Below are 13,415 nucleotides of genomic sequence, written 5' to 3' on the forward strand. Positions count from 1 at the left end.
AGGATTGACAAAAAATTGTCATAGTGTATTATTGTGTTAGTACACTAGTTTGTTAGGGGGCGAAGTTGTGAATTTTATCGAGGACCGTCCAATTTATTTGCAAATCATGGATGAAATAATTCAACAAATCATTACTGGTAAATTGCAGCCGGGGGAAAAAGTTATGGCGGTGCGGGAAATGGCCGTTGAAATGTCGACTAATCCCAATACAGTGCAACGCTCGTTACAAGAATTAGAACGGATGGGGATTTTATTTTCTGAGCGGGGCAAAGGACGTTTTGTTACTGAAGATCAATGGGTATTAACGAACTTAAATCAACAAAAAATTACTCAAGTGATTACCGATTATTTGTCACAAATGGAGCAATTAGGTTTTACCGCAGCGGAGGCGCTGGAAAAAATGCAGAGGTTTATTGAGGAGGAAAGCAAATGAGTTTTGTTGAGGTGCAACAAGTCAGCTATCGCAAGGGTGGCAAAGAAATTTTTAAAAATTTGAATTTCAATTTAGAAAAAGGTCGAATCATTGCCCTGTTGGGGGAAAATGGTTCAGGAAAAACGACGATTATGCGTTTGCTTTCCGGCTTAGCCCTTAATTGGAAGGGAAAGATTACCGTTGATAATGCGGAGCTTTCTTATAAAACCAAAAATCAAGTCGCTTTTTTAGTTGATTTAAAAGATTTTTCAAAAGAATTTACCGTTAAACAGGTTTTAGATTTTTATCGCCGCTTCTATGCGGACTATTCAGAAAAGAGAGCTCAGGATTTAATAGTTTTTATGGAGCTGGATGTCAACGCTAAACTCAAAACACTATCAAAGGGACAGCAGGAAAAAGTCGCCTTAGTTGCTACCTTAGCCTGCAAGGCCGCCATCTATTTATTAGACGAACCTTTGAGTGGAATTGATTTATTAACCCGTGAAAAAATCATTCAATCTTTACTACGCTGGTTTGAAGAGGACAGCTTGCTGTTAATTACCACCCATCAAATGGCAGAAATTGAAAATATTGTCGATGAAGTGATGATTTTAAAGGATCAGGAAATTGTTTTACACCAAAGCATTGAAAAATTGCGGGAAGAACGGGGACTTGGTTTGGAAAGTTTGTATCGGGAGGTGCTGGGCTGATGAAATGGTTAAGCTTTTTACTCAATAAGCAAATAGCCAGCCTCTATGGGACTGGTGTCATTGCTGCTATTGTTTATTTTATTGCCAATTTGTGGGGATATTATCATTCTAATGGGCAGTTTTTAACTGCTACTTCAATCGTTTTGATTGTCTTGATGATGTCACAATTTTTGTTTTATGATGGACGGCGTTTTTTTCAATTTTTTTCTGATCGCAAAGTTCGGCTATTAGCTGCTTCTGCTATCAAGTTATATGTCATCAATGTGGCTTTAACAGTGATTAATTTTTTCCTTTTGGTTGGATTATTAGTTTTCTTAATGGGATTTAGTCATTTAATTGTCTACCAAAGTTTCTTGATACCCAATCTTGAAATAGCGGGGCCAAGAGTTTGGTTAATTGTTTTTGGTTTTTATTTAATGATGCTATTTCTATTTTTATTAGTTAATTCAATCTGGCAGGGAAGTAGCAAGCTTGGTTCGCTGGTCAAACTGCTGATTTTGGGTGTAATGATTTGGGCTCTATTAGGCCTTTTAGGCAATACGATTTTACCAGAGCTTTCAGCGATTGGCTTGCTACTAGTTTATCTATTGTTTTTGGCTATTTCTTTGGTCGGTTCTGTTTATTTAATTGGCCACTATATTGAGGGGGAAATGCGATGATTACACTTTGGCAGCAGCTTTTGCTTGAGAGAAAGAAAAGATATAGTTTGACAGGAATTGTATTGGTACTGGTTGCAGGTTTTGCCTGGTTCCAATTTCAAAGAAATGAATTTGATCCCCTTCGGTATGGATTAGACGTCGCAACATATCCTATTTATTTAGTGATGCCAATCGTTTATTTTCTGGCTTTCGAGAACGAAGAAATCTTTAAAGCGTGGGGCAAGGCTCGTTTGCGCCTTTTACCAATCAGCAATTTGAAATTTTTGCTTGGCAATGTTTTGTTTGGTCTGTTCGGTTTTTTAGGCTGGAGCGTCGTGACGTATCTTGCTTGGTATGGAGTTGGTAGTGTCAGTGGAATTATCAGTCTACCAAGTATTGACACGATGATTTACGTATTTATTATGGCGGTGGACCTCTTTTTAGGGGTTACAATGATGGTTCAATCGATTGGATTAGTCTCTAAAAGTATTACAGATTTTTGGCCTCGTCGTGGCAAAAAGGCTATCAGATTTTTATTGATTGTACTTTTATTTTCAGTAATCGTCACATTAACCAGTTTGCTGCCGGGAATGCCGAGTATCTACAGGGGAACAACAGAATTTGGCTTTGATATAGGCATCTCTACGTTAAATACAAATGATGGTTTGATTTTTATCTATGATGCAGTTCAAGTCATTTTAATGGCGATAGTGTCATATTTTTGCTTAGAGAAATTTTATGAAGGGAGCCAGCAGGCATGACCAACGTTCTAAAAACGGAGAAGCTCTCTAAAACAATTGGTTGAAGGGAAATTATCCAGCAGGTCAGCTTTGAAGTAAAAGCAGGTCAGCTTGCGGGACATTTGGAGTTAAAAGAGACATGACTCTAAGTTATTTCATTTATATACAAAGCCCTAGTATTGTGGGAGCTTTTTTAAAGGTTGCGAAAGTGTAACGTTTAAAGAGTCTCCACCTGCAGGGCTTTTTTTGCGTTCAGAAACTGAGTCCATAGCTACTATTGAAAAGATTTTTCTGAAGAAAAGGTTAATAAAAAGCTTGTACTCACGCATAATTTTGAAACGAGTCTGTAAAGAGCATTAAAATTTTCATTTATAAATATAAATTTTTTTTGGGTGTTAAAGCGATTAAAAGATAGCGAGATGGTTGCTGATTGTCTCTGACCATCAGGCTAATTTGCCTATGGAAACAGACTTTTAATATAAAGAAAACGATTTCAATATATCGTGTTATTTTAATCTTTCAAAAAAGATGCAAATCATAAAAAAAATGAATGCCATTTTGAGTTTTTAAAATTGCTGGGTAATAGTTATCATGGTAATCTTATCTAAAATTAATTTTAACAAAAAAATTATTTCCTTTTGATAAAAAAACGCATTTAAAATTTATGTTAGTTATATTATTGGATTTTATTCAATAGTTAAATGATAATTCGGCTGATTATGAGCGAATTCGCCAAAATCAATAAAAAAAAAGGAGGAGATGCTGGTGTTACTCAATATTTTTGCGAATGTAGGCATTATTATTTTAAATATTTATTTGATTTTTCGCTTAAATAGTGAATTTGAAGCACGGGGATATTCGTCATTAAAGAAAAGAGTCTTTTTTATTTTACTTGAAACATTGGTGGGAATTTTGCTGATGCAATTTTCTAATGTGTTGATTAATGTACGGGTTGATTTTCGCTTTCTACTGTTTGCCTTAGCTTTAAAATATCTCGGTTGGAGAATTTCACTGCCGACCATTTTTTTAGTCGCCTTGGCTCGCTTTTTATTCGATGCGAGTAGCGCAGCTTGGATCAATATCGGTGTCGCCTTCTTTTTAATTTTGACGATGCCGCTGGTATTAAAATTTTTAATGAAGCATTTGGATGATTTGGGACAATTGTTATGGCTACAAACTTATACAATTTTAGTTGTGCTAGTTCCCACGGGAATTTTATTAGACGAGCTGCAGGAAATGCTAGCAATCAATGCTATCTTGTTGGCTTTAGGTTCCGGCCTGACTATTTTACTTTATTTTGTTTATGAGGATGTTGAAAAAGTATTCACTCTAGTCAATATTGATGAATTGACGCAGCTGGGGAATGTTCGTAAGTTTCAAAAAGACAGTAGCCAATTTGAAAAACAGGGAAAGCGTTGTTCGATGATTATGCTGGATATCGATCATTTTAAATACTTTAATGATACGTATGGGCATCACGTTGGCGATCTTGTGCTAAAGGAGGTTGCCCAAGTATTTTTAGGGTTAGCAAATCCTCAGGCTAGCTTTTATCGAGTTGGGGGCGAGGAGTTTGTTGTCCTGATATCAGATAATCGTGATTTTGGCGCCTTTGAATTCGCCAATAAAATTTATCAGCAGCTGGCGCTCTTAGAAATTGATTACGGAATGACAGAGAAGTTAAAAGTGACAGCTTCAATGGGAGTTGCCCATCAAGGAATCCTTGAAGAAATCAATCGGACGTTAGCTCGAGCCGATGGCGCTTTATATACGGCGAAAAACTCAGGCCGCAATCAAATTGTTATTGCGTAGACAAAATTTTTTTACAAATTGTCTATTAATAATTTTGTAGTGAATCAAAAGGAGTGAGACAAATGAATGCAGCAGAGACAGTTGTTGTGATTCCGTCATTGGAACCAGACGGCAAATTAATTCAACTTTTAAAAAATATTCGTCAACATAATCATCAACTGCCCATCTTAATTATTAATGATGGCAGCGGACCGGACTATCAGCCGATTTTTCAAGAGGCGGTGGCGGATTATCAGGCTAACTTGATTAATTTTTCAGAAAATCAGGGGAAGGGAGCCGCTCTCAAGAAAGCGATGGCAGTTATTCAAGCCGACTATCCCGACTCAAAGCAGATGGTGACAATTGATTCAGATGGTCAGCACAGCTATGAAGATATGATGAAATGTGTTGCATTTGCGGAAGAAAATCCAGATGCCTTGGTGTTAGGTACCCGCAGTTTTGGAAAAGAGGTTCCCTTTAGAAGTAAATTTGGCAATATTTTGACTCGAAATATTTTGCGCTTTACGACGGGAATTAATATAGAAGACACGCAGACCGGCTTACGAGTGATTCCTGTAAGTATGATGGCGGATTTTGAGCAGGTGGCAGGAGAACGTTTTGAGTATGAAACCAATATGCTGATTGCAACCAAGAATAATCAGTGGCCGCTTTTAACCCAGCCGATTTCGACGATCTATCTTGAGGAAAATGCTTCTTCGCATTTTCGCGTGATTGCCGATTCAGTGGCGATTTACGGAATTTTTTTCAAATACCTGCTCTCCTCAGTCGCTTCATTTTTAGTCGACGTGGTTGCCTATGCAATTTTGATTCAGTTACTAACGAATCTAACGCTGTCAGCAATTTTGTTGGCTTCGATTGGTGCTCGAGTTATTTCAGCGATTTTCAATTATTTTGTTAATCGGGAATTGGTATTCAATGAAGATAGTTCTTACAGTCTGGTGAAATATTTTAGCTTAGTGGCTATTCAGATTGTGACCTCTGCTTTGATTGTCTATCTGTTGCATTTATTATTAGGAGTCAACAGCACAGTTATTTTGAAAATTGTCGTGGACAGTCTCCTCTTTTTCCTCAGCTATCAGATTCAAAAAAAATATATTTTTAGAGGGTGACTCCATGTCGAAGTATAAAATTCCTAGAAAGCTGATTTACATCCTAGCCTTTTTCTTTTCTATTATTTATTTGGTTTGGCGGGGTGTTTATACGCTGCCCTTCGGTGGTTCATTATTTGCCCTTATTTTTGGTATTTTGCTCTGGTTTAGTGAAATTATTTCCAATTTTACCGCTGTGATTTTGATTTGGAGCAAAAATAAAGCCAAGCAAATTGAAAAACCGGAGATTGCGGCTACAGAATATCCCCATGTTGATGTTTTGATTGCCACTCATAATGAAGAGGTACCGTTACTTTTAAAAACGGTCAATGCCGCAGTCAACATGCATTATCCAGATAAAAGGAAAGTCCATATTTATTTTTCAGACGATACCAATCGCCCTGAGGTCAAGGAGTTGGCGGAAAAATTTGACGTTGGCTATTTAGGTTTAGAAAATAATAAACATGCTAAATCCGGTAATCTCAACAATGCTTTGGCCCATACAACGTCACCTTTAGTTGCCACCTTCGATGCAGACATGATTCCCTATTCAGATTTTTTAATGGAGACAGTGCCTTATTTTGTTGGCAATGCAAAAGAGCGGGCTGAAGATGAGCAAATTAAACCAATCGGGCTTGTCCAGACACCGCAAAGCTTTTACAACGCTGATTTATTTCAATTCAATTTATTTTCCGAGGCTTCGATTCCTAATGAGCAGGATTTCTTTTCCAGAGAGGTCAATATTTTAAATAATGCCCATGATGCGGCGATTTACACCGGCTCAAACACAGTGATTGCCAGAGAAGCGATTGAAGCAGTCGGGGGTTTTCCTACTGATACGATTACCGAGGATTTTGAATTAGGCGCCTTAATTAATACAAAGGGCTATAAAAATATTTCTACCTTGGAACCGATGGCTAGCGGCTTAACGCCGACAGATATTCCCAGTGTTTTAAAACAACGGATTCGTTGGGGCCGGGGTGTTGTCCAAAGTGTGCGCAATCTGCATATTTTAACCAATAAAAATTTGACGTTGCAGCAAAAATTGGTTTATCTAAATGGTTTTTTGTACTGGTGGTCTTTTTTCCGTCGGCTGCTCTATATTCTAGCGCCGATTCTCTTTACTGTTTTCGGTGTGATGGTCGTGGACACAAACTTTTGGAATCTATTACTGTTTTGGCTACCTAGCTATTATTTTTTACATTTGGCGATGCAGGATTTATCCAGCGACATCCGCACCCAGCGTTGGGGGGAAGTTCAGGAAACCATTTTTGCGCCGTTTCTAATTTTGCCGATTTTTTTACAAACCATCGGCATCAAGGAAACGAAATTTAAAGTGACTAATAAAAATGCCAAGCAATCAAAACGAGATTACCTCTATGTGTTGCCCCATTTGATTTTGTGGGTGCTGACAGTCGTGGGATTAGTTAGTTTTAACTATGGTAAATATGGTTCTGAAATTTTCTACGGAGCTGTAATTACGTTTTGGCTGCTGACCCATTTGTTTAACTTAACATTTTCAGTTTTATTTTATTTAGGACGGCCGATTTATCGTAAAAATGAGCACTTCCTAGCTGAAAATCAGGTGACTGTCAACTACCAAGGTCAATCCTATGAGTTGAAGACTAAAAATATTTCTGAGGATGGTTTGTCCTTTGTCAGCACTGCACCCCTTTATTTTCCAGAAGATGCACTGCTAAATTTTTCGATAAAAAAAGGCGATTATCAAACGGAGCTGACTGGAAAAATAGTCCGAGTCTACCGTGAAGAAGAGGATTGGGTCTACGGTGTTGCTTTATCTGAGATGACAGAGGCCGTTTATCTGGTCTATCTGCAAATTATTTATCATGGATTTAATCGCAGCTTGCCGCAATTTCGTGATCCGTGGGTAACGCCCTTTGATTTGTTTTTCGCCAATCTAAAAGAACGACTGCAACACGTCGGCAAAAAAAGACCGGCTGCTAGTGCACAGCCGACGATTCCTTTAAATCAAGTGATACAGCTGACCGATTTTGATGTGCTTTTGCGGGATTTTGATTATCAGACAATCAGTTTTGCGGCGGCTGAGAATTTGAAGGAACTACAAAACATTCAATTGCAGATTGATGAAGTGCCCTTTGATTTAGAATTTTTAGGGCAGACAGACCAAGGGGATTACCGCTATCGAGTGGCTAATCTCAGTGACATCATTCAAACAGTGTCGTTTAAAAAATTAATCCACAAGTGGGTAGAAAAGGGTGACGAAAGTGATACTAACAGTTTTGCGTATTAGTGTATTAATAGTTGCCCTTTATGGCTGGGCGATTTTTTTTCGAGAAGACTTAAAATTCAATGCCAAAGTTAGCTGGCTAGCTGGGATCGCGGCAATTATTTGGGTCTTATATTTGGCCGCTTACCTGAGCCTGTTAGCAATTGCCGGCTATCTGTTATTTGTCGCTGGAATTTTGCGGGCCGCCGTTTATCTTTTTCAAGGCTGGCGCAAAAAAAATTTACATTTACCACCTTTAGATACTTTAAGAGTTTGGTTAGTTTTTTACTTTTTATTATTTGCTTATACGCTATTGCAAAGCCATCTGGTTCATTATGATAATTTTTCCCATTGGGCAACAATCGTCAAATTTTTGTATGCGGAAGGCCGCCTGCCGACAGCGGCGGATACGATTATCAGCTTTACTTCTTATCCGATGGGCAGCTCTCTGTTTGTTTATTTTGGAACACTGATTGCCTGCTTTGGTGATAATGTGATGCTACTGACGCAATTTATTTTGATCTTCAGCTGCTTCTATGCTTTTTTTGCCATTGTTAGAGATGAGAGCCGGACGCTGATTATCACGATGATGTTCAGCTTTATCGCTGTTTTTAATTATTTCAATATTGCGATTCGCATGAATAATTTATTGGTGGATTTTCTCTTGCCGTTACTAACTCTAGCCGGGATTGCTGGCATTTATAAAATGCAGCGGCAGTTTGTGCAGATGACTAGCTACACGATTTTAATCGGTGGAGCCTTGAGTATCGTGAAAAATAGCGCGCTATTTTTTGTTGCAATTCTGTTGATTTATTATCTTTCCCGTGTCGTCTTATTGTGGAAATTTAGAAAAAATAAATTTCAGCTGGTAGGTGTCAGTCTGCTGACGATGCTTGCGGCGATTGCCCCTTACTTAGTGTGGAGCCGTCATGTAGCGGCGACCTTTACTGAGTCTAAACACGAGGTTAGTCTCAGCTCGTATCAAGAAATTTTTAGCGAAAAGGGCAGTCAGACCATCAGCCAAATTGGTTCGGTCTTTTTGAAAACCATCGCAAGTTTAAGTACCCCTTCCACACAGGGGATTTTATTGGCAAATCTTTTGATTCTTGGAGCTTTTTTAGTAATCCGTTATCGTTTGCATCGCAAAAATAGTCTGCTGCGTTATTGGGGGATTATGAATGTGATTGTTATCAGCTACTATCTTGGAATTTATGGCATGTTTCTTTTTTCAATGCCCACAGATGAAGCCCTGACCTTGGCGGGCTTTGAGCGTTATGCTTCTAGTATTGTTATTTTTGCGTTAGGTTTGGTGATGTTTGTTTTAGCCAGGGAAATTGATTATTCATTTTTCGAACAAAATATTGCTGTCCGCAGCTTTAGAAGTTTCAAATCTTTGAAGACAAAAAAGTGGTACCAGTATTTTTCTTTGGGCTTTCTATTTTTTGCGACCTTGATGATTTTATCGGAAAATAATGGCATGATGTACAATAATGCCACCTTTAAGGATTCAATTCCGGCGCAATATCAAGAAGTAACCGGCAATCAAATGATGTTGAACGAGCAAAAATATCTAGTCGTTTCCACCGATCAAACTGATGTGGATAGCTATCTAGTCGGCTATGTTGGCTCTTATTATTTATTTTCCGCTAATGTTACCGGTCAGGAAAATTTTGTGCTGGATGATCAAGCCTTTATCGATTTATTAAACCAATATGATCAATTGGTAATTTTAGAAGACCACTATACCTTTGACGCCATGACCGAAAAACTGTACGGATTTACTTTAAAGCCGGGGATTTACAATATTGAAGAAACGTTTGGACTAACGAACGAGAGTTAAACATAGCAAAAGAGAATTAGAAATAGGGGGAAAGCAAATGGCATTGCATATAGAAGAGGAACTCGCTGATTTTTATTTTGTATTTCAGCCAATTTTCCAAGTGAATAAAGAAGGTCAGCCGCAAGTATTAAAATATGAACTCTTGCTCCGCAGTAAAAGCCATCCCGGATTTCCCTTCCAAGTTTTTCAAGAGCTGATTGCCACGCAAGAGCATAACCGTCAGCTGATGGACTGGTATTTTTCCAAAATCAGCCAGGTTTTAGAAGAAAAAACTTTTGCCTTCGGGTTTAATCTAGACCCACAACAGCTGCGTTTTCCAGAGACTTTAGAGATGTTAGAGCAACTGGCTAGCAAGTTTTCAGTGGCTAATGTGACAGTTGAAGTGACGGAGCATTATTATCAAAATGTGGCGGACATGGAGCTGGAAATAAAAAAACTCGTGCAGACGGTCAAAAAAATTAAAGGCTTGGGCTTTCAAATTGCCTTTGATGATGTCAGCAGCGGCTTAAATGATTTTGAGCTCGTCTCACAATGCTTAGGAGACATTGATACAATCAAGTTATCCTTACTTTCCTTTAAAGAATTGAGCTTTGCCGAAATTTTTTGGATTACTCAAACATGGCAAAAAATTGCCGTCAAGCATCAGTTGCGTCTGATTGTCGAAGGCATTGACAATCGTCAGACCTTTGATTTTTTACTGGAAAATGGAATTGTCTATCAACAGGGATTTTTATTTGGTCAGCCGCTGGATTATCTAGACTTAGAACAGGTATAAAAATAAAAGAACTCCCTAATCAAGCTCAATTTCCTGAGATTGATTAGGGAGTTTTGCTTGGTCTAGCGGAGAATTTTTTCCATTTTTTTACCTTTGGCTAATTCATCAACCATTTTGTCCAAATAGCGGATTTCCTGCATTAGCGGTTCTTGAATGTCCTCCACCCGCACACCGCAAATCAGCCCTTTGATTAAGTGCCGATCAGGGTTTAGCTCCGGTGCCTCAGCGAAAAATTCAGTAAAGGTTGTTTCCCGTTGAATCTGCTCTTGTAATTGCGCGGGAGTGTAACCAGTCAGCCACTGGAGAATTTCCTGCAACTCGGCAACCGTCCGTTCTTTTCTCTCAACTTTTTTAACATATAAAGGATAGACGCTAGCAAAGCTCATCTGATAAATTTTGGGAGTAGCCATAATAACCTCCAAGTCTTTTTTTTCTAGTATAAGCGATTGGCGATTCGATGGGAATTATTTTGCAACTTGTCTGGGAAAGTGCGAGGTATCTCGGGAAAAAATAGCGACAAAATTTTTATGTTCCTGAAAGAAAAATGCTGTAAACCCTTTACTTTATATTATAATGAAATGAGCAATTAAAAATTTTTAGAGAAAAGAACCGCTCCTTTTGAAAGACTATCAGAAAAAAACTTTGGCTATTATTAGTTTTTTTTGTTCGCTTGATTCAGTGTAAAACGACTTGACTAGTTTTGTAACAGGGACAGTAGCTATCAGTACATTTTATTAAACAAAAGCTGGATAGAGAGCAGGATATTTTTTTTCTTTGAAAATATTAAGTGGTAAAGATACCAGATACCGATAAAATTGAAATGGAGATGGGCAAATGTATGTAGGAATTGATATTGGCGGCACAAGTATTAAATATGGTTTAGTCAATGTTGCGGGACAGGTGAGCAAAAGTGGAAAAATTAAGACTGATCACTCTCTTGAGGGACTTTTGACTGATTTGACCACCATCATTACAAACTTTCAAAAAGAAGAGCAAGTTGAAGGCGTTGGAATTAGCGCTCCGGGAATTATTCAAAGTGATGGCTTTATGACTACCGGCGGAGCGATTCGTGAATTGTACGGCGTGAATTTAAAAAAATTGATTGAAAAAAGAGTTCACTTGCCAATTTTTGTTGAGAATGATGCCAATGCCGCGGCGATTGCTGAGCAATGGGTAGGCAATGCTCAAGGTAAAATAAATTACCTTTGCGTCGTGATAGGCACTGGCATGGGAGGCGGTATTATTATCAATGACCAAATTTATCGAGGAGCTCATGGTATGGCGGGTGAATTTGGTTTTATGGTCACTAAAGATGTGACTGTTGCTAATGATGTTGAAGCGGCTTCCTTGAATCAAACAGCTTCTGTTATCGGTGGCATTTGTAATCAATATAATAAATTACAGCCCGACGCTGAACCGATTTTCAGCTCAGAAAAAATTATGGAGCTGGCGGAAGCAAAGGATGCCAATGCAGTCAAGGTCATGGCTGATTTTTATCATAATCTAGGCGTTGGCCTGCTCAACTTAATTTCTTGTTTTGATCCTGAAGTAGTTTTGATTGGCGGCGGTATTAGCGAGAACCAGCAATTTATGGAAAATCTGAGACGTTCTTTAACTGACTTAGAAACCAATCATCAAAGTATTAAATTTCTGATGGATAAGACTTTTGCTGAGGTTTTACCGGCCAAACTAAAAAATAATGCCGGCTTGATTGGCGCAGTTTATCAAGTTCATAAAGTTGTCCAAGGAAAATAAAAGATTGCTTCGGCAGTCTTTTTATTTTACCTTTGTTTATTTATTTGTAGATAAAATTTAAATTTGATTGTATAATTACCAACAAAGGAGGTTTTTGTATGCAACAATTGACTTCGGAAATTATTGAAGCTGGCTATTTTGAAAAAGGCGGCGAGTTGGTGTGTTTGTTTTGTGGAGCCAGCTATCTAAAAGAAGAAATTTTTGCCGAGGATGGCCGTTTTTTCACGAGCCGCTATCAGATGCAACAGCACATTTCAAAAGTTCATGGAGGTGTCCTTAAGGCAGTTTTAAATCTGCCCCAAGAGACTACTGGAGTTTCGGCAACCCAAAAGAATATTTTAAGTTTGTTTGCTGTCGACTTAACGGATGAGGAAATTGCCCAGCAATTAGCGGTCAGCACCTCAACTATTCGCAATCATCGGTTCAAACTAAAGGAGAAAAAACGTCAGGCCCAATATTTTTTGGCGGTTATGGGGCAATTAGAAAGGAGCAACAAAAAAATGCAAGCAGAAGAAATCAGTAGTGCCAATTATGATGATCGGTTTAATATTTCTGAAAAAGAGCGGCAGAAGGTCTTGCAAAACTTTTTGGATGAAAAGGGTTGGGCGGAAACTATTCCCAGCAAAGAAAAAAGTAAGATTATTCTTTTGCAAAAACTAATTGGCGAGTTTAACGAAGAAAAAACGTATACCGAGACCCAAGTCAATCAAATTATCCAGCAGATGTTTGCAGACTTTGTCAGTGTCCGCCGTTATCTGATTCAGTACGGCTTTTTAGGTCGAACAAAAGACGGTCAGAAATATTGGCGGATTTAAATTGAAATTGCCAAATTCAAAAAATTGATGGATTCTTGCAGTTCGCCAGTTAATCTTAAAAAAATTGCGAGCAAAAGAAACTTCTGCTTGACTTAAAGTCCACTTCAGGCCTTACACTGAGGGAAATAATACGCAAAGGTTCAATTAAATGAGGGAAGCAAGATGATTTATAAATGGCAAGTTAAAGAATCCAAGCTGATGATTCAGATGGGGGATACGCTATCTGAAATCGCAATCGAGTCAGAGATTCTTTTGAAGGTCAAGGGCTGCAGTTTGCAGACACCAATCTATTTTGAAAAAAATAAGCTGGAAAACTATTATTTCTCCGATCCAGTCTGCATGGATTTAACTGGAAATGTCAAAGAATATTCTTCTGTAGGGGATGTTAGTTATTTTCCAAATAGCCAATGTATTGGCATTGCGCTGGCGGATGAGGAGCTGACGTTAGGCGTCCCCCGCATCAAAATTGGGCGTATTAAAGGCAGTCTTTTAAAACTTCAGACTTTGGCAACTTATGAGGAAGCCATCGTCTATTGGGATGTAAAATTCATTAAGCAGTTGTAAACAATAGTGAGAAATAATGCT

General features: G+C 38.3%; 13 protein-coding genes. 12 read left to right on the plus strand and 1 reads right to left on the minus strand.

Translation table 11 applies throughout. The features are described from left to right. Positions 1-67 precede the first annotated feature (67 nt). From ORH16_RS04895 to ORH16_RS04935, 9 genes are all read left to right on the plus strand, one after another. Positions 68-433 (plus strand): GntR family transcriptional regulator, encoded by a 366-nt coding sequence (locus ORH16_RS04895; protein WP_265456777.1) that lies wholly within the window; start codon positions 68-70, stop codon positions 431-433. Beyond that, a complete protein-coding gene (locus ORH16_RS04900; RefSeq protein WP_265456779.1) occupies positions 430-1,122 on the plus strand; it encodes an ATP-binding cassette domain-containing protein in 693 nt (230 codons plus the stop codon). The genes ORH16_RS04895 and ORH16_RS04900 overlap by 4 nt, the downstream gene beginning before the upstream one ends. Continuing rightward, positions 1,122-1,781, plus strand: coding sequence for a hypothetical protein (locus ORH16_RS04905; RefSeq protein WP_265456781.1), 660 nt, complete (start codon positions 1,122-1,124; stop codon positions 1,779-1,781). The genes ORH16_RS04900 and ORH16_RS04905 overlap by 1 nt, the downstream gene beginning before the upstream one ends. After that, positions 1,778-2,521 (plus strand): hypothetical protein, encoded by a 744-nt coding sequence (locus ORH16_RS04910; RefSeq protein ID WP_265456782.1) that lies wholly within the window; start codon positions 1,778-1,780, stop codon positions 2,519-2,521. The genes ORH16_RS04905 and ORH16_RS04910 overlap by 4 nt, the downstream gene beginning before the upstream one ends. A gap of 744 nt (positions 2,522-3,265) precedes the next feature. Continuing rightward, positions 3,266-4,309: a sensor domain-containing diguanylate cyclase gene (locus tag ORH16_RS04915; RefSeq protein WP_265456783.1), complete on the plus strand. Its 1,044-nt coding sequence runs from the start codon at positions 3,266-3,268 to the stop codon at positions 4,307-4,309. A 62-nt stretch (positions 4,310-4,371) separates the two neighbouring features. Further along, positions 4,372-5,418 carry a bifunctional glycosyltransferase family 2/GtrA family protein gene (locus ORH16_RS04920; protein WP_265456785.1) on the plus strand — a complete coding sequence of 349 codons (1,047 nt, stop codon included), beginning with the start codon at positions 4,372-4,374 and terminating at the stop codon, positions 5,416-5,418. Between the two features lie 4 nt (positions 5,419-5,422). After that, positions 5,423-7,669, plus strand: a complete 2,247-nt coding sequence (locus ORH16_RS04925; RefSeq protein WP_265456787.1) for a glycosyltransferase — start codon at positions 5,423-5,425, stop codon at positions 7,667-7,669. Continuing rightward, the gene (locus tag ORH16_RS04930) at positions 7,635-9,485 is read left to right on the plus strand and encodes a lantibiotic ABC transporter permease (RefSeq protein WP_265456789.1); all 1,851 of its coding nucleotides are present in this window, start codon (positions 7,635-7,637) and stop codon (positions 9,483-9,485) included. Before ORH16_RS04925 ends, ORH16_RS04930 begins: the two co-directional genes overlap by 35 nt. 37 nt (positions 9,486-9,522) lie before the next feature. Next, the gene (locus tag ORH16_RS04935; RefSeq protein ID WP_265456791.1) at positions 9,523-10,260 is read left to right on the plus strand and encodes an EAL domain-containing protein; all 738 of its coding nucleotides are present in this window, start codon (positions 9,523-9,525) and stop codon (positions 10,258-10,260) included. A gap of 62 nt (positions 10,261-10,322) precedes the next feature. Here the strand turns inward: ORH16_RS04935 and ORH16_RS04940 are convergent, their stop codons facing one another. Beyond that, positions 10,323-10,670, minus strand: coding sequence for a DUF2200 domain-containing protein (locus tag ORH16_RS04940; protein WP_265456792.1), 348 nt, complete (start codon positions 10,668-10,670; stop codon positions 10,323-10,325). A gap of 424 nt (positions 10,671-11,094) precedes the next feature. Between ORH16_RS04940 and ORH16_RS04945 the strand changes: the two genes are divergently transcribed. The 3 genes from ORH16_RS04945 to ORH16_RS04955 all read left to right on the plus strand — a co-directional run bounded on the left by ORH16_RS04945 (position 11,095) and on the right by ORH16_RS04955 (position 13,394). Continuing rightward, the gene (locus ORH16_RS04945; RefSeq protein WP_265456794.1) at positions 11,095-12,015 is read left to right on the plus strand and encodes an ROK family protein; all 921 of its coding nucleotides are present in this window, start codon (positions 11,095-11,097) and stop codon (positions 12,013-12,015) included. A 98-nt stretch (positions 12,016-12,113) separates the two neighbouring features. After that, the gene (locus tag ORH16_RS04950) at positions 12,114-12,830 is read left to right on the plus strand and encodes a DUF2087 domain-containing protein (protein ID WP_265456796.1); all 717 of its coding nucleotides are present in this window, start codon (positions 12,114-12,116) and stop codon (positions 12,828-12,830) included. 162 nt (positions 12,831-12,992) lie between these two features. Then, a complete protein-coding gene (locus tag ORH16_RS04955) occupies positions 12,993-13,394 on the plus strand; it encodes a cyclophilin-like family protein (protein WP_265456798.1) in 402 nt (133 codons plus the stop codon). The last annotated feature ends 21 nt before the right edge of the window (positions 13,395-13,415 follow it).

It is taken from the genome of Enterococcus sp. HY326, assembly GCF_026157065.1.
Lineage (GTDB): Bacteria > Bacillota > Bacilli > Lactobacillales > Enterococcaceae > HY326.

Excerpts from the sequence above, each read along its gene's own strand:
- ORH16_RS04955 (WP_265456798.1), top strand. The coding sequence starts at position 12,993 with ATGATTTATAAATGGCAAGTTAAAGAATCCAAGCTGATGATTCAGATG.
- ORH16_RS04925 (WP_265456787.1), top strand. The coding sequence starts at position 5,423 with ATGTCGAAGTATAAAATTCCTAGAAAGCTGATTTACATCCTAGCCTTT.
- ORH16_RS04905 (WP_265456781.1), top strand. The coding sequence starts at position 1,122 with ATGAAATGGTTAAGCTTTTTACTCAATAAGCAAATAGCCAGCCTCTAT.
- ORH16_RS04940 (WP_265456792.1), bottom strand. The coding sequence starts at position 10,670 with ATGGCTACTCCCAAAATTTATCAGATGAGCTTTGCTAGCGTCTATCCT.
- ORH16_RS04935 (WP_265456791.1), top strand. The coding sequence starts at position 9,523 with ATGGCATTGCATATAGAAGAGGAACTCGCTGATTTTTATTTTGTATTT.
- ORH16_RS04910 (WP_265456782.1), top strand. The coding sequence starts at position 1,778 with ATGATTACACTTTGGCAGCAGCTTTTGCTTGAGAGAAAGAAAAGATAT.
- ORH16_RS04945 (WP_265456794.1), top strand. The coding sequence starts at position 11,095 with ATGTATGTAGGAATTGATATTGGCGGCACAAGTATTAAATATGGTTTA.
- ORH16_RS04920 (WP_265456785.1), top strand. The coding sequence starts at position 4,372 with ATGAATGCAGCAGAGACAGTTGTTGTGATTCCGTCATTGGAACCAGAC.
- ORH16_RS04900 (WP_265456779.1), top strand. The coding sequence starts at position 430 with ATGAGTTTTGTTGAGGTGCAACAAGTCAGCTATCGCAAGGGTGGCAAA.
- ORH16_RS04950 (WP_265456796.1), top strand. The coding sequence starts at position 12,114 with ATGCAACAATTGACTTCGGAAATTATTGAAGCTGGCTATTTTGAAAAA.